The organism is Flammeovirga sp. AWQ4_249 (genome assembly GCF_056161045.1).
Map to the genome: position 1 here is coordinate 59,287 of NZ_JBSWYJ010000008.1, position 14,970 is coordinate 74,256.

Annotated in this window: 17 protein-coding genes; 15 read left to right on the forward strand and 2 right to left on the reverse strand. The window is 30.4% G+C overall.

Features of this window, described 5'->3' with window-relative positions; genetic code table 11:
- Window positions 1-81 precede the first annotated feature (81 nt).
- The 8 genes from ACXAHM_RS08535 (at window position 82) to ACXAHM_RS08570 (ending at window position 8,217) form a co-directional block, all read left to right on the forward strand.
- A complete protein-coding gene (locus tag ACXAHM_RS08535; protein WP_474960004.1) occupies window positions 82-471 on the forward strand; it encodes a hypothetical protein in 390 nt (129 codons plus the stop codon).
- Between the two features lie 284 nt (window positions 472-755).
- A complete protein-coding gene (locus ACXAHM_RS08540) occupies window positions 756-1,721 on the forward strand; it encodes a tetratricopeptide repeat protein (RefSeq protein WP_474960005.1) in 966 nt (321 codons plus the stop codon).
- A gap of 56 nt (window positions 1,722-1,777) precedes the next feature.
- Window positions 1,778-2,086, forward strand: a complete 309-nt coding sequence (locus ACXAHM_RS08545) for an MTH1187 family thiamine-binding protein (protein WP_474960006.1) — start codon at window positions 1,778-1,780, stop codon at window positions 2,084-2,086.
- Window positions 2,087-2,299: 213 nt separating this feature from the next.
- The gene (locus tag ACXAHM_RS08550; RefSeq protein ID WP_474960007.1) at window positions 2,300-3,700 is read left to right on the forward strand and encodes a DUF1254 domain-containing protein; all 1,401 of its coding nucleotides are present in this window, start codon (window positions 2,300-2,302) and stop codon (window positions 3,698-3,700) included.
- A gap of 390 nt (window positions 3,701-4,090) precedes the next feature.
- Window positions 4,091-4,987, forward strand: a complete 897-nt coding sequence (locus tag ACXAHM_RS08555; protein ID WP_474960008.1) for a helix-turn-helix domain-containing protein — start codon at window positions 4,091-4,093, stop codon at window positions 4,985-4,987.
- Window positions 4,988-5,258: 271 nt separating this feature from the next.
- Entirely contained in the window at window positions 5,259-5,783 is a 525-nt protein-coding gene (locus ACXAHM_RS08560; protein WP_474960009.1) for a hypothetical protein, read from the forward strand.
- A gap of 35 nt (window positions 5,784-5,818) precedes the next feature.
- Window positions 5,819-6,424 (forward strand): hypothetical protein, encoded by a 606-nt coding sequence (locus tag ACXAHM_RS08565; RefSeq protein WP_474960010.1) that lies wholly within the window; start codon window positions 5,819-5,821, stop codon window positions 6,422-6,424.
- 116 nt (window positions 6,425-6,540) lie between these two features.
- A complete protein-coding gene (locus ACXAHM_RS08570) occupies window positions 6,541-8,217 on the forward strand; it encodes a mechanosensitive ion channel family protein (RefSeq protein WP_474960011.1) in 1,677 nt (558 codons plus the stop codon).
- 542 nt (window positions 8,218-8,759) lie between these two features.
- Here the strand turns inward: ACXAHM_RS08570 and ACXAHM_RS08575 are convergent.
- Window positions 8,760-8,897, reverse strand: a complete 138-nt coding sequence (locus ACXAHM_RS08575; RefSeq protein WP_474960012.1) for a hypothetical protein — start codon at window positions 8,895-8,897, stop codon at window positions 8,760-8,762.
- Window positions 8,898-9,153: 256 nt separating this feature from the next.
- On the opposite strand from ACXAHM_RS08575, the gene ACXAHM_RS08580 reads away from it, so the two are divergent.
- The 7 genes from ACXAHM_RS08580 (at window position 9,154) to ACXAHM_RS08610 (ending at window position 13,747) form a co-directional block, all read left to right on the forward strand.
- A complete protein-coding gene (locus ACXAHM_RS08580) occupies window positions 9,154-9,717 on the forward strand; it encodes a hypothetical protein (RefSeq protein WP_474960013.1) in 564 nt (187 codons plus the stop codon).
- Window positions 9,718-9,867: 150 nt separating this feature from the next.
- Entirely contained in the window at window positions 9,868-10,857 is a 990-nt protein-coding gene (locus tag ACXAHM_RS08585; protein WP_474960014.1) for a helix-turn-helix domain-containing protein, read from the forward strand.
- Between the two features lie 16 nt (window positions 10,858-10,873).
- Window positions 10,874-11,401: a Crp/Fnr family transcriptional regulator gene (locus ACXAHM_RS08590; RefSeq protein WP_474960015.1), complete on the forward strand. Its 528-nt coding sequence runs from the start codon at window positions 10,874-10,876 to the stop codon at window positions 11,399-11,401.
- A 14-nt stretch (window positions 11,402-11,415) separates the two neighbouring features.
- On the forward strand, window positions 11,416-11,964 hold the full coding sequence (locus ACXAHM_RS08595) for a hypothetical protein (protein ID WP_474960016.1): 549 nt from the start codon (window positions 11,416-11,418) through the stop codon (window positions 11,962-11,964).
- Between the two features lie 13 nt (window positions 11,965-11,977).
- Window positions 11,978-12,589: a MarC family protein gene (locus ACXAHM_RS08600; protein ID WP_474960017.1), complete on the forward strand. Its 612-nt coding sequence runs from the start codon at window positions 11,978-11,980 to the stop codon at window positions 12,587-12,589.
- A gap of 9 nt (window positions 12,590-12,598) precedes the next feature.
- Window positions 12,599-13,126 (forward strand): mechanosensitive ion channel domain-containing protein, encoded by a 528-nt coding sequence (locus ACXAHM_RS08605; protein ID WP_474960018.1) that lies wholly within the window; start codon window positions 12,599-12,601, stop codon window positions 13,124-13,126.
- A 108-nt stretch (window positions 13,127-13,234) separates the two neighbouring features.
- Window positions 13,235-13,747, forward strand: coding sequence for an adenine phosphoribosyltransferase (locus ACXAHM_RS08610; protein WP_474960019.1), 513 nt, complete (start codon window positions 13,235-13,237; stop codon window positions 13,745-13,747).
- Window positions 13,748-13,797: 50 nt separating this feature from the next.
- On the opposite strand, the gene ACXAHM_RS08615 is transcribed toward ACXAHM_RS08610, so the two are convergent.
- Window positions 13,798-14,970 (reverse strand): adenylate/guanylate cyclase domain-containing protein, encoded by a 1,173-nt coding sequence (locus ACXAHM_RS08615; protein ID WP_474960020.1) that lies wholly within the window; start codon window positions 14,968-14,970, stop codon window positions 13,798-13,800.

Consider the following 14,970-nt stretch of genomic DNA (forward strand, 5'->3'; position numbering starts at 1 on the left):
AGGTGCTTACAAAAGAGGAGCAATTGAAATACAGCCCAAAGCGGATTACGATACTTTAAAGGTATTAATAAAGATACACCTTTGATTGTTCAGAATGACTTTTTGATCGATAAGGGCAAGAAGAACTTCGATTTATTACCGTTTGCAGACAGTACTTTTTTTGCAATATCTCAACCTTTTAAAGATTTATTAGAGGCTATAGGTATTACTGGATATGAGAGTTTTCCTATAAATATAGAGGGGAATGAATCTAAATATTATGGGATTTTTATTAAGTCATTTGCAGGGCCTATTTTGAACTTGGAAGCATTAAATAATTATGAGACAGAAGAAACGGAATTTGATGTGTCTACTTGGGATGGTTCCGATATTTTTAGTTTGGAAGATACTCTTTTAATTGTTTGTACGACCAGAGTTAAAGATTTGATAGAAAGTAATAAATTATCAAATATAGAATTAAGGCCTTTGTAGTAGAAAGAATTTAATGGTTAAAAGCTTCAGCGTAATGCAGGGGCTTTTCATTTATAATAAGCCAATCTATTTTTTTTTACGGAAGTCAGTAAGTTGTCAATGGTGTAGACAATATGCGATTTATCAGCTTCCCCACTGTTCCAAGACTACTTGTTAATAGCATCCTATGTATGGTGTTTTTTTATTTCTAAAGATGATATTTTTACTGGTTTATTGACCTTTTGAGCTCTTTTTAATTAATTTTGAGATTGAAAAATATTTTACTTAAATAAACTATCAAGCAGATGCTACGTCAATTTTTATTGATATCGATTCTATTTTTTTTCTGGTCCTGTCAACCAAAATATATTGATGAAACTGTCATAAGTAAATTAGAGGTTTTAGAAAATGAGAGACATTTCAAGGAAGTCTTAAATGAGACAAATAAACTTCTTGATGAATATCCTAAAGATCCTGTTTTATATTTTCATAGAGCAAAAGCACTTTTTCAATTAAAAAGAAATAAAGATGCCTTTTTTAGTATCAACAAAGCCATTGAACTAGATGAAAATTACAAAGGTGCGTATAATTTTAGAGCAGTATTAATGCTTTATTATGATTTAGGATCAAAAGATTTAATAATTCATGATTATAGAAAAGCTATTATATTAACCCAAGATAAAGGTTCAAAGATTAGACTTTTAAAGTCGAAAGCCAATGCCTGTATACTTTTAGAAGATGTGAAAGAGGGGCATTCCACTATTATGGAAATAAAGGAATTAGTTCCTAATGATGTTGACGCTGATATTTTATTAGGAAGGTTATTAAAGGTTGAACATAGATTTTCGGAATCTTTACAAATTTTTGATTCGCTTATTGCTATTTACCCTTCGAATGACCTATTGTATGATACTAGAGCCTTTACATTCATCGAAGCAAAGGAATATGATAAAGCATTAAAAGATTTCGAGAAAGTGTTAGATTTAATGAGTGCTCAAAAGCAAAATCATATTTTTGAATCTTTTGCTCATAACAACATTGGGTATTGTTATTACCTCAAAAAGGATTACAAGAAAGCATTAGAAAAAATTCAATATTCAATTTCAATGAATGCTACTAACGCATACGCTTTCAAAAATAGAGCATTAGTTTATATTGCTTTGGGGAAAGAAGAGGAAGCCTGCCAAGATCTTACTAAAGCTAATAACATTGAATACATTAAAGAAGTGAAAACTTTAATGCAGACAAATTGTAGGGAAGAAGTGTATTAAATTTCTTAACTAACTAAATATTCTTTTACATTTGTAGCAAAATAAAAATACGAATTATGGGTGCAATTATGAATTTTGCGATCTTCCCAATAGATAAGGGAGATCATATCGGTGAATATGTAAGTAAAGTGGTAAAGCATATCAAAGATTCTGGTCTTACATATCAATTTTCGCCTATGGGAACTGTAATTGAAGCAGAAACTGTAACAGAATTATTAAAAGTTGTAGATGATGCTTATAAGATTATGGACCCTATTTCTGACCGTATTTATTGCGTAATGAACATGGATTATAACAAGAATAAATCGAATATGATTAAGGCTAAAACAGATTCTATTGAAAAAAGAATAGGAAAAGTTGACTAAATAAATCTTAATTTTATGAACCAAAAAAGCAGTGGATTTTCTAAAATTTCACTGCTTTTTTGCTTTTAAATCACCCTGTAATTCAGTGTTTTATAATTTTAGATTATTGAAAACCATTTTTTGATCATAAACAATTGTATTATATAAAAATTCCAAAAAGTAATGCCGTTTCACACATATATATAATCGACCAAAATAGGTAAAAAAGTAAAAATGAATTTAAACAATCGTTTACTGACAATCATTGGCTTGATAGGTGTGCTAACTGCCTTAAATGCTTTCAGAGAAATTAAAATTTCTACTGATCAAGTCTCTGATAATGCTGATCTATTCAAAGAAGTATATACTTACGGATACCCAATCGTTCTAATGTATCATACCAAAAAATCAATGTTGAGTAAAAAAGGGATCAATGTAAACACATTTGATCACATGACAACATTTCCAGATTGGAGATATGAAGACAAAGTAAAACCAAATGTAGATACTTTCTATTCCTCTATGTGGATGGACCTTTCAAGAGGCCCAATTGTAGTTCATATTCCAGCTACAGACAGATATCATATTTTTCCTGCTTATGATGCGTATACTAATGTATTTAGTTCTGTAGGAAGCAGAAATACATTCACGCACAAGGAACATACTTATGTATACACTCCTCCATTTTGGACAGGTGAAGTTCCAAAAGGAATGGAAGAAATCAAATGCCCAACGAATATGGTTTGGATCATGGGTAGAATTGAGGGGGTAAATACGCCAGAGGATATTCGTGAAGTACGTAAATTGCAAGATGAAATTTATGCTAAACCATTAGCAGAATGGGATAATCCAAATTATAAATACAATCACAAGCCAGCACAATATTATTCAGACTTGGCACCAAGAGAATATGTGAAATCGTTATCGATAGAAGATTTCTTGACAGATTTATCGTATTTAATGGGGAAAAATCCTCCTACTTATGAAGATTCTGAAATCTTGGATAAAATGAAGATCATTGGTATGCGTATCGGAAAACCTTACACAATGAAGCATATTTCTCCTGTTGAGAAAGAATATTATAAATATGTTCCTGAGGAAGTGCACAATTCATGGGAAAGAAAATTGGCGCAAAACAATAAATTACCATGGAAATTCTATAAAAGAGATATTGGTAAATACGGAACAAATTATGAACAGAGAGCATTCATTGCAGCTATTGGTTTTGGTGCCAATCTTCCTGCAGATGCTTTGTATCCAATGACAAATGTTGATGATCAATTAAGAGAATTAAGAGGAAATAAAGAATATATTCTTCATTTTGAAAAAGATCAAATACCATCTGTAAAAGGATTTTGGTCGCTCACAGCTTATTGTGGTGAAGGCTATTTATCAAAAAATGCGAATAACAAATATTCAGTTGGAGATAGAACAGATCTTGTGTATAATGAAGATGGTACCTTGGATATTTATCTTCAAAATACAAAACCAGATGGAGTACCTGAAAGTAATTGGTTACCGACGCCAAAACACAGTGAATTCTCATTAATGTTGAGAATGTATTGGCCACAGGAAAAGGTTTTCTTAGTAAGCTATGAGCTACCATCAGTCACTGAAGTTAGACCAAGTTTATAAAAAATATATAGATTCCCAAAAACGAGATAGCAATGTCTCGTTTTTTTTTATGTCTAATTTTATATGTTCTTCTTTAGTTAATTACTATAGACTTGTAATGATAATTTTAATTTGTAAGACATTTAAAAGACAAATTCAAAATTAGTAAGATGTTATAATCCTGTTGTATTCTGTAAAATTCCTATTATTTATTTAAGAAAAATGAGTTGAGTACAATTAACATAAGAGCTATTGACTATTTAAAGTCTGAAAAGTTTATTTTTAATAATACATCAAATTTGGTTTTTAAAATAGAAGAATGGAAAGGTGAGAATTTGATAAAATGTTTGACTTTTGGAGTATAGCCTTTAATAGTAAAAAAGAAGGCGATACTATTAAAACTAAAAAAAGATGGGAAATGAAGAGATTAGAGGTTTTAGATGTTCTGAAAACTTAGAAATCTTTAAATTTTCATTTCAACTTCATGAACCATTATTTATAAAAAGAGATGAATTTAAAGAACCTATGCTTTTTCAACCTATCTTTTTTGGAGAACCTGTTGCAAATAATATTATCAAAGAGTTTTCGGATCAAAAAGACGAAACTTCACAACAAGATTATGGATTTCATTCCTTAGGTGTATTTTGTACCAATACGCTAAAATCAATTAGTTGGCAATATCCTTCAAAGAAAGAAATGAAATTCATCAGTGTAAGAATTCGAAGAAATCATTTTGATTCTTTTATATCTCGATCAGAAAAATTAGCAAAGACTTTCGATCCATCAGAAACTTACTTTATTTTCGAGGAGTTTGATCATATAATGCGTTTGATGTATCTAAGAATATTTGAGATGGATCAAGATGATATATTCTATGAAGAGCAAATGCATTTGTATGCAAGTAATCTATTTTTAACCTTTTTAAAAAACATAAATAAAAGAGAAGTAACAGTAGAAAGTAATAAATACCCATTTAATATTGAACCTGTTTTTAAAACCCGAAAAGTATTATTAAGTATTTTAAATAAACCAGTTAGTATTGATTATCTCGCAGAAGAATGTGGACTGAGTGAAAGCCGATTACGCTTCTTGTTCAAGAAAGTATTTGGTACAACAATACATCAATACCATCAGGATATAAGATTAAATAAATCAAGAGAATTTTTACAAAAAGGAAAGTTGACAATGTCTATGATCGCAATGGAAATGGGATTTTCTAGTTCAAGTCATTTTTCGATCGCCTACAAAAAGAAGTTTAATGTAACACCCAAAGAATATAAAAACGATAAAAACTTATGGAACCAATAACCCTAAAACCTTTTAATAACTCAGTTTAATAGATCTAAAATTTAATAACCAATATTTATCCATTTGTAGTTGGATTTTGGGTATCTAAGTTTTCAATTTTGAGTTTAATGTGAATGTAAGATATGTAAAAAGCTCATTTTCAGCTTAGATATAGATGATGCGATTGGTGGAGTTAACTTCATCAAAAAGTAATTATCACCTATTCTCAACGATTAGTGGTAAACATTAAATTGAAAATTTATTAATACACTAAAACATCAAAAAAATGAAAATGAGATTAACTTTTTTAGTATTGATTGTTTTGTTTGCTACACAAGTAACAAACGCTTTTGATTTAGACTTGTCTAAATTAAAAAACAATAAAGGAGATATCGATAAAACGTATTTGTTCCAAAATCCACAAGGAACGATCGATGTTAACAGTGGAAAAAAAGGAAAATTTGAATTAGGTCTTCGTTTCTTAACCGAAGTAGGTATAGATGCGACAATTAACCTAAGTAAAAATAGAATTCATATCACAGGTACATTTGTTAACAACTTTAGGTTAGCATTCTACTATGATTGGATTTTTGCCATAAATTCAGCTCCAGGTCTTGCTGTATATGCAGGTCTAGGTTTTGCAGTACAGTTTGAAGATTATAGGCCTTTTGGTATTGGTGGTAACTTTGGTATACAATACGCCTTTACAGGAGCCCCAATTGCAATTGGATTTGACTGGAGACCTACTGGATGGTTTGGAGATGGATCGGCATTTAAAGCGGATGATGTGGCCTTTATGGTGCGATTCCAATTCTAGAAAATCAACTTTATAACTAAATTAACTAAAGAGTTTTGAAAAAGATTATAGCTTCAATTCTTCTTTTAACTTCAGTAGTTTATGCTTGTCACGAATATGATGACAATGCTTTAGGACCAGACTCGAGAATCATGGTAGATATTCAGTCTACTGGATTTGAAAGTAAAGATCTTAACGGTAATGTTAGACAAGCATTTCTTGATTTTGATTCCATTTACTTGAAAATAGAATCTTTTACAATAAATGTGGAAGATGAACCTAAAGTATTTAACTTTTCTTCTGATGAAGGAATTATTGACTTGTTAAGCTTTGTATCAAGAGATACAGTACTATGGGAGTATTCAGAAATTGGAGAAGGCGTTTTGAGTCCAATCGGAGTTATTAAGATAGATCCCACATCAGGATATATTATTGACACTGATGGAGAAAAATATCCTATTGTGATCAAGCATCCTTCGCTTAATTTTCAATTGATCTCAGATGATGAAATTGAAAGAGGCCATAGTTACGGGATCAAACTTGACTTCATGAATAGTCTTCAAATTGTAGAAGGTTATGAAGGAGAATATTTTCTTCAGCAAGGTAAACAAGAAGATAGAAATGTAGGAATGATGTTCCTATATCCAATTCAAACGAACTAAAAATCCAAATCATTTCTCTTCAGGGTTTGGTAGTTATAATAAATTAGGTAGATGTAATAAGTGCCCAAGCTTTGTTTAAGTTTGGGTGCTTTCTTCCACCCACTAACAGACAATTAATGAAGAAGTTAATCTATTTATTCTTTTGCTTAGTATTAATTTTTAAGGCTAGTATTTCGCTTCATGCACAAAATATCTTAGCCACAGAAATCAAAGAACCTAAGAAAGAATCAACAGATACTCAGCAATTCACAAGTGATCCAAACGACAATGTATTCTATAAGTTTAGAACTATAGATAGTGTAGAATACTCTTTGAGTACACCTTATCACACATTGCAAACGTTATTGAGTAACTTAGAACCTGAACATTACAATCCCAAAGTAGCCAGTCAAGTTTTTTCAAGTGGATTAAATGATCTTGAACAAAGAATAGACCTTGCTATTAAGCTTAAACTAATATTATCTCAAAAAGGAATTTACATGAGTGGAGAGGATATCTCCATGCAGAAAGATTACTTAGATCCAAAAACGGAAACGCACCGTTATGTAATAAGTAATAAAGTAAAAGGAATATATCTAGAAAAACATCCTAATGGAAATTGGCTCTTTTCAAGATATTCAACAACGCTAGTTCCTAAACTTTTCCAAAAAACATTTCCATCCTATACAGGGAAACTTGTTTTATATACCTTGACATTTCAAGAGATTAAAACAAAATACTTTGGATTAAAAGCATGGCAATGGATTGGTATTGGTATTCTGACATTAGTCAGTTATATCATTTACTTAGTAGGAAAATGGGTGATAAAAATATCTTTAACACAGTTTTTTTCTCATCTTAATGAAATACAGTTACAAGAACTGGTGTTTCCAAAACTAAGAAAACCTTTAGTCTATATATTGATCACGGTAATGTGGTATTTTATGTTATCGTTTTTGCTGTTTCCAGCGAACGTGACCTATACTATCCACATTATATTAAAATTAGTATTTAGCTTTTTTACAATAAACTTCCTATTTCATTTAGCTGATTTATTGGTGATCCGATTAGGACTTTATTCAAGCAAATCTAAGAAAGTTGACCTTAATTTATTGCCTGTTTTAAAGGTAGTATTCAAAATTACTTTTGTTGTAATAGGAATATTATTTGGCTTGTCAATTTTTGGCTATGATATCACAAATCTTTTAGCAGGGATTTCGTTTGGTGGTATTGCTTTAGCATTTGCAGCCCAAGATACAATCAAGAACTTTTTTGGTTCTATCATGATTTTTGCTGATAAACCATTTATTGTTGGAGATTGGGTTTATATCGATGGCAAAGAAGGTGTTGTGGAAGAAATTGGTTTTAGAACAACAAGAATTAGAACCTTTTCAAATTCGTTGCTAAATATACCCAATGGTAATCTAGTGACAACAGATATAGATAATTACGGTAAAAGACAATATAGAAGATTCAATACCTATTTATCTGTTCCTTATTCAACAGCACCAGAAAAGATAACCTTGTTTATTGATGAGATAAATAAAGTTTTGAAAACGAAAAAAGACATACGTCAAGACTTCCATGAAGTAAGGTTAAATAAAATGTCTAGTTCATCTTTTGATATTTTACTTTACGTATTCTTCCTTTCAAGTACATGGAGTGATGAACTAAAAGCGAGAGAAGATTTATTGTTGGAAATCATAGGCATTTCAAAAAGAATAGGAGTTGAATTTGCTTACCCAGCACAAAAGATATATACAGAACATGGAGATCAGGATAAAATGTTCAATGTTCTAGAAGGAAATAAATAGTATAACCATAATTGTTTTTTGTATTTAAAGTAATGGTAATTTTTACCATTACTTTTTTATATATATAAGAGAGGAGTTTCAAGTTTATTAAGTAATGAGGTAAAGTACATGATTTTATTAAAAAAATACCGTTTATAAGACTAATCCAAAGACTATATGTATTCGTTTCATCCAAAACGGTATCTTTAAAATTTTACATATAGGTCATACTATAGATTAGCCTTTGGTAGATGTTTGTATCAGAGTATTATTGATAGTAAATCGTTAAGCGTTAATTATTAAAGTACACGTAAAATTTCTTGAATGAAAAATATTAGTCTTTTTTCAATATTAATTTTAGAGGATTCAATACTTTTTACTTTATTGAAAACCAGTTGATTTAATATTTCATTTTTATAATGATGCAAATATGATGAATAAAAATATATCATGTCTATACATATGTTGATAGAAAAGTCGAAAAAAAGTGTATGTAAATAAAAAACCCATACGATATTCTGTATGGGTTATTTTTTAATGAGATTTTCTGTTAGCTTCTTTAACTAGTCAATGATCTTGTCAATCGAGATGGTAAAGGCTACATCATTAGAGACTAGATCATTATCTTGAACTGGAGTCTCTACTGATTTAAAAGAATACAATAGAATTGTACCCAAAGCAATAAAAAGATGTTTTGTCATCGTAAATTAATTTTATATATATACACTTAACAACGTATACGTGGGTACTAATTAAATTTGGACAAAAACCAACTATAGACTGTCAATAATTGACTTAGAAGTAGAGGTTAATTTTTAAATTAGTCGAATTGTAAAATTTAGTGATTAGATTAAGAAACACTGTAATCGATTTTTGTTATCAAATAACCGTATTCTATATATAAATGAATTCAGATTCACCGTTTATATAAACATCAAACAGAAAAAACTTATAATAATGAATAAATATTTACCCCTATTTCTTCTAGTTCTATTATCTTTTAATGCTTCATATGCTCAACAAAGATATTTAACTGACAATACATTAGATGATACAGAAAGAATTGCTGAAGAAATCGTAGCTAACATTTATAAGCAAGAGCCAGAGGCTTACCTTGAAAGTATTTCATTGATTAATTTCGAAGAAGTTGAGGAAATGTATTTCTTAGCTTACAAAGAAGCTCCTAATTACTTATTAGATGAGGATTCATATGAAGTTACTTTATTAATCGACGAAACAGTTGAGAAAAGATATTTTAATTCAATGGGTACGCAATATTTAAAAATTGTGGACTTAGAGGAAAAAGAATTTCCTAGAGAGATCTTAGAAGAGATCGTTGCTATTACTCCAGCTTGGGATATCGTGAAATTGAATGTTATTCATAACACTTCTAGCCATCCAGGTGAAGTTTATTCAGTCGCGTTAGCTCAAGATGCAAAAACTAAAAACATCTTCTATAGAAAATCTGGAGATGATTTTATTGAGATTAGATTCAAGGATGTATCTATGATACAAAAATAATCTCTAAAGTGTGAAGTTTCAAAAGGCAAAAAAGCACATTCTATTTAAGGTGAGTTGTTAAGTGTGTTTTGTGTTAATTGTATAGATTTTACCTTCTATAGGATTGCTTTTTTTTCCTTTTAATGTTGAATCAAGAAAGAGAAAGGAGTCATGTTGAATTCTGGTCTAGAAGACGTTTTAAATAATTGTACTAAGGCTTTTGAAAGTAAAGTAAGCGAAAATACAATTCAATTTAGTAACGATCTAGAATCAGGAAATATTGACTTTTTTAGATTTCAAGATAGTATCGAAGTTTTACGTTTTGATCTTCAAGCACAGGAAGGTATTGAAGTGAAAAGACAAAAAATGGAAAATGGGATGAAATTCATTCCAATAACATTTGGAGAACTAACACAAAACTCAAACATTACTCAAAATTCAAATATTAATAGGACCTTAGAAAAGCATAAGAGTATTTATAATACAATGGGTGCTTTTTGTACAAATGAAACGGATAAGGTTGCTTGGCGTTATACGAAAGATACAAATACAAAATTTTTAGTAATACGTATAAAAGAAGATTTATTTCTAGAAATGATAAACCGATCCTCGAATCTTGGTACTATCTTTTCAAAGGAGAAAACTTTTTATTTATATGAAGAGTTTGATCCGAAGATGAGAGATCTTTATACAAAAATTATGAATATCCAAGATGAGGATATGTTTAAAAAAGAACTCATCGAAGTATATGCTAAAAATTTATTGATTCAGTTTCTAAATAACGTAGACAAAAGACAAGAAACAGCAGAATCCAATAAATACAATTTCAATGTTGAACCTGTTTTTAAAGCAAAAGAGATTCTTAATGCTATTCTTGATCGACCAGTTACAGTTGATTATTTGACTTTTGAATGTGGTATTAGTGAAAGTAGACTACGCTTTTTATTTAAGCAAGTCTTTGGTACTACAATCCACCAATATCATCAAGAACTTAGACTTAATAAATCTTGTACCTATCTCAAAGAGAGTAGAAAAACAATGTCCATGATTGCAATGGATTTGGGCTTTTCAAGTGCAAGTCATTTCTCAATGGCTTTCAAAAAGCAATTCAAGATTTCCCCAAAAGAATTCAGAAATGAAAATGCAGCTATGTACGCATAGCTAAATCACCAAAAAAATGATTACTGAACACCTCAATGTTACTGAACTATTATACAAAGGTGATCATTTCCTAGACTATGGTAAAAAATGTAGAAAACTAGGAAAATTAACTAAAGGTATAATGAGAGGTTATATCTTGGATAGTGAAGGTAATGAAACAACGACTCACTTTTTCCAAGAAGGAGATATGATTATTGGTAGTTATATTCCTAATGCCTCATCCACTATGACAGTAGAAGCTCTAGAAGATTGTGAAGTACAGATCGTTGATTATTTAACTGTTCTCACATTAATGAATCAAGATCAAGAAGTAACCAATTCTATTCTTACTTCATTTCAAGAGATAAATACTAAAATTCAATCAAGATTGGTTTCTCTTCTTCAAATGGATTCAATTCAACGTTATGAAGCGTTTTTAAATGAATATCCAACTTTGATTGATAGAGTTCCTCATTACCAAATCGCCAATTTTCTTGGAATTTCCCCAACTCAATTAAGTAGAGCTAGAAAACAAGTTCAGGAAAATGAACCTGAATTGTTCTAAAAACGATACATATTATGATAAAATATTTATTCTTTTTTGTTCTAGCAATGGTATTTGTTGGCTGTAAGTATAATCAGACAATTCAAAAAGAACATTTTGTTGCAGAAAGGTTATCTCAATCTAATTCATTTACTATTAATGATAATGTAAATGAAGTATTTCCCTTATTTACAGTAAATAAGATAAGTAGTTGGAACCCAGAATGGAAGTACGAAATGGTCTCTGAGTCAAATTCAAAAGGTGATATTGGGACTACATTCAAGACTGATCTTGTGAATAGTGATGAATCACCGATCTGGAAAGTAGAAAGGTTCGATGATGAAAAACATATTATAGAATATGTTATCACTACAAAATATAGAAATTGGTCTGTTTTTATACAATGCAGAAAATTACATGACGATCACACTAAAACTAAAGTGGTGGTTACACATACTTTTCTTGGATTAACTCCTCACGGAGAAGATCTAAATGCCAATGAAATGGAAAAGTTGTACATCAGTAATTTAAGGGATTGGAGACAATCAATAAATCACTATTTAATCAACAACCAAAACGTCTAATAATAATCTAATTATGCTTCAATTTTTCTTTACAAAATTCATAGCATTCTTCACAGTAATCGACCCAATAGGGACGATTCCTGTGTTTATAGCAGTCACAGCTAAAATGGAGGATGACCAAAAAGCAAGAGTCGCTAAGAAAGCTGTTTTTGCTGCAAGTGGTGTACTTTTATTCTTCATCTTGGTAGGTGAAACAATTTTAGAAACGATCAATATTCCTTTATCTAATTTCCAGATTGCAGGAGGTATTGTTCTTTTCCTATTTGCCTTAACCATGATATTTGGCCCAAGTAAACCTGAAGAAGAGATTTCACATATTAATACTAATGATGATGTCGCGATTTTCCCTTTAGCGATGCCATCACTAGCAAGTCCAGGAGCAATATTAGCTGTTATGTTATTAACCCAAAACAACAAATATACTGTTGAAGAACAAGTGTATACATCTGGAATGATGATAGTTGTTATGGGTGTTGCATGGTTATTAATGCATTTCTCTGGTAAAATTTTTAAATTCATTGGAGATAGTGGTGCAGCACTTATTAGTCGAGTAATGGGTTTGATTTTATCAGCTGTTGCCGTTAATAATATATTAAAAGGTCTTGAAACGTATTTTGTAATCTAACATTAATTTATGCATCATTATAAATTTCAGATAATACTCTCTATTATCACTTTTGTAATTTCAGCACTCATTTTAGTTCTTACAAGAAGATATATAACACATTTTTCGAATAGTAAAGGGTTTTCTGATCACCGTAAAGTATATGTAAATAACTTCTTTTCGGCTATTCTAATTATCATTATTTTATTCTTATATCTTTCTATTTGGGATATATCAGTTGATGGTATTTCAATTTTTATCTCTTCCTTCTTTACTTTATTGGGTGTAGCTTTTGTTGCTCAATGGTCTTTGTTGAGTAACATAACTGGATCACTTCTTTTATTTTTTATGTATCCTTTTAAAATAGGAGATCAGATCAGAATTCAAGATGGAGGTGAAAATTCTGTTGAAGGAAAAATTTTAAATATCACACTTTTCAATATTAGAATTCTTACAGAAGAAGGTATAGAAGTGGCTTATCCAAATAATTTAGCTATTCAAAAACCAATTAAGTTGATTAAGGCGCAAAGTAAAAGAAAATCAACAAAATCATCTTAAAGTAGAATAATCAGAAGAAAAGTAAAGGAGAAGTTTTAATAACTCTTAGCTGAATTTTATACAGCTATATTTTGTTGTATTTTTAGTGGTCAAAAAAAACCGTTAAAAATGAATCTAAAAGAGTATATCAGAGATGTTCAAGATTTTCCAAAACCAGGAATTGGATTTAAAGACATCACTCCATTATTATTAAACCCTGCAGCTTTAAAAGAGGGAGTAGCTCAGTTTGTAAAGTTAACTGAAGGAAAGAAAATAGATAAAGTTGTTTCTATGGAATCAAGAGGTTTTTTCTTTGGGCCTTTAATTGCCAATGAGATTGGAGCAGGCTTTGTACCTGTAAGAAAACCAAACAAATTACCGTACGAAACAATTTCTCAAGAATATGCCTTAGAATATGGTACTGATATTTTGGAAATGCATGTAGATGCCATTCAGAAAGGAGATAAAGTACTTATTCATGATGATGTTTTAGCAACTGGAGGTACTGCTGAAGCGGTAGTGAAAATGGTTGAAAAAGCTGGAGGTGAAGTCGTTCAGTTGGATTTTCTGATTGACCTTACATTCTTGAATGGAAAGAAAAAATTAGAAGGGTATACCATTCATTCACTCATTGAATATTAAAAATGCCTTTATGAAAAATGCCAAGCAGATATCATCTACTTGGCATTTTTTTATATTCTATCGATTGATTTATTTACCTTTTTGGGAAGAACAGCATCAACTGCTTCTCCAATTTTAGGACATTCATGGGTAAATGAAGTCGCTTGAGGTTTATCTCCTGTTGTGAAGATTTTAAGGGGTTGTACTTTACCTCTAAACTGATGTGTTCCCACTTCTTTAAAATTAGTATCTAAAAGATTGACAACATCTTCAGAGATTAAGACTTGAAAACCCAACTCTTTACACTTTTCTTGTAATCTTGAGGTAGCATTCACTGTGTCACCATGGTAGGCAACTTCTCTTTTAATGACACCTACTTGAGAAGTAGCGACAACGCCAGCATGTATCCCTGCTTTAAATTCAGGAGCTACACCGTATTTATCCATAAAATAACTTCTTCTACTTTTGAGCGTAGCTTCTATATCGTAGAAAAGTTGAATACAACGGTTATTTTTTATACCTCTTTCTAATGGCCATGTCAATACAATCTCATCTCCTACATACTGATACACAGAAGCTTTTGAGTGGCTGATTGGGTCAGTCATTGTTCGGTAACAATCTTGAACCAACTGACTGTATTTCATATGACCCAAACATTCGGCAATAGAAGTGGAGTTGTAAAGATCTAAAAACATAAAAACTCTATGTTCTTCTTTTGGTGTATAATACTCTCCTCTGAGTACCGTTCTGAATAGTTCTGGCCCTAATATATCTTTTAATTGAAATAAAGAATTTATAAGAGCTCCAGCCATTAAAACATACACAGCATAGATAAAGAAACTTTGTTGAGAAAGTTCATTAAAATAGGGGAGTCCATTTGGATAAATATTTTTACCCATATATTCACCAATACTTAGTAAAATACTTGTTTCAACTCCTACAATTGCAATCACCAAAAGTGCTCTTTTCCAAGATTGGAACTTTGATCTTTTATCTAAAAAGAAATAAAAATTCCATGAAAACCACCCTAGAAATAAGGCGAGTACACCATTCGCCACCAAGGCAAATTGGATTTCACTATGGATAATAAAGAACTCTTCATTGTCAATAAAACGATTGTAAAACATCAAAGCATCATATCTAATTAAAAGATAGAGTGCATTGATAATATACCAAGCAGCACAAGAAATGATGTACCCTTTGATATATTTCTCAAATTGATAATGATTTTTTAAATATTGCAT

Excerpts from the sequence above, each read along its gene's own strand:
- ACXAHM_RS08580 (WP_474960013.1), top strand. The coding sequence starts at position 9,154 with ATGAATAAATATTTACCCCTATTTCTTCTAGTTCTATTATCTTTTAAT.
- ACXAHM_RS08575 (WP_474960012.1), bottom strand. The coding sequence starts at position 8,897 with ATGACAAAACATCTTTTTATTGCTTTGGGTACAATTCTATTGTATTCT.
- ACXAHM_RS08600 (WP_474960017.1), top strand. The coding sequence starts at position 11,978 with ATGCTTCAATTTTTCTTTACAAAATTCATAGCATTCTTCACAGTAATC.
- ACXAHM_RS08615 (WP_474960020.1), bottom strand. The coding sequence starts at position 14,970 with ATGCAATATTTAAAAAATCATTATCAATTTGAGAAATATATCAAAGGG.
- ACXAHM_RS08545 (WP_474960006.1), top strand. The coding sequence starts at position 1,778 with ATGGGTGCAATTATGAATTTTGCGATCTTCCCAATAGATAAGGGAGAT.
- ACXAHM_RS08555 (WP_474960008.1), top strand. The coding sequence starts at position 4,091 with ATGGGAAATGAAGAGATTAGAGGTTTTAGATGTTCTGAAAACTTAGAA.
- ACXAHM_RS08550 (WP_474960007.1), top strand. The coding sequence starts at position 2,300 with ATGAATTTAAACAATCGTTTACTGACAATCATTGGCTTGATAGGTGTG.
- ACXAHM_RS08590 (WP_474960015.1), top strand. The coding sequence starts at position 10,874 with ATGATTACTGAACACCTCAATGTTACTGAACTATTATACAAAGGTGAT.
- ACXAHM_RS08610 (WP_474960019.1), top strand. The coding sequence starts at position 13,235 with ATGAATCTAAAAGAGTATATCAGAGATGTTCAAGATTTTCCAAAACCA.
- ACXAHM_RS08570 (WP_474960011.1), top strand. The coding sequence starts at position 6,541 with ATGAAGAAGTTAATCTATTTATTCTTTTGCTTAGTATTAATTTTTAAG.
- ACXAHM_RS08560 (WP_474960009.1), top strand. The coding sequence starts at position 5,259 with ATGAGATTAACTTTTTTAGTATTGATTGTTTTGTTTGCTACACAAGTA.
- ACXAHM_RS08605 (WP_474960018.1), top strand. The coding sequence starts at position 12,599 with ATGCATCATTATAAATTTCAGATAATACTCTCTATTATCACTTTTGTA.
- ACXAHM_RS08540 (WP_474960005.1), top strand. The coding sequence starts at position 756 with ATGCTACGTCAATTTTTATTGATATCGATTCTATTTTTTTTCTGGTCC.
- ACXAHM_RS08595 (WP_474960016.1), top strand. The coding sequence starts at position 11,416 with ATGATAAAATATTTATTCTTTTTTGTTCTAGCAATGGTATTTGTTGGC.
- ACXAHM_RS08585 (WP_474960014.1), top strand. The coding sequence starts at position 9,868 with ATGTTGAATTCTGGTCTAGAAGACGTTTTAAATAATTGTACTAAGGCT.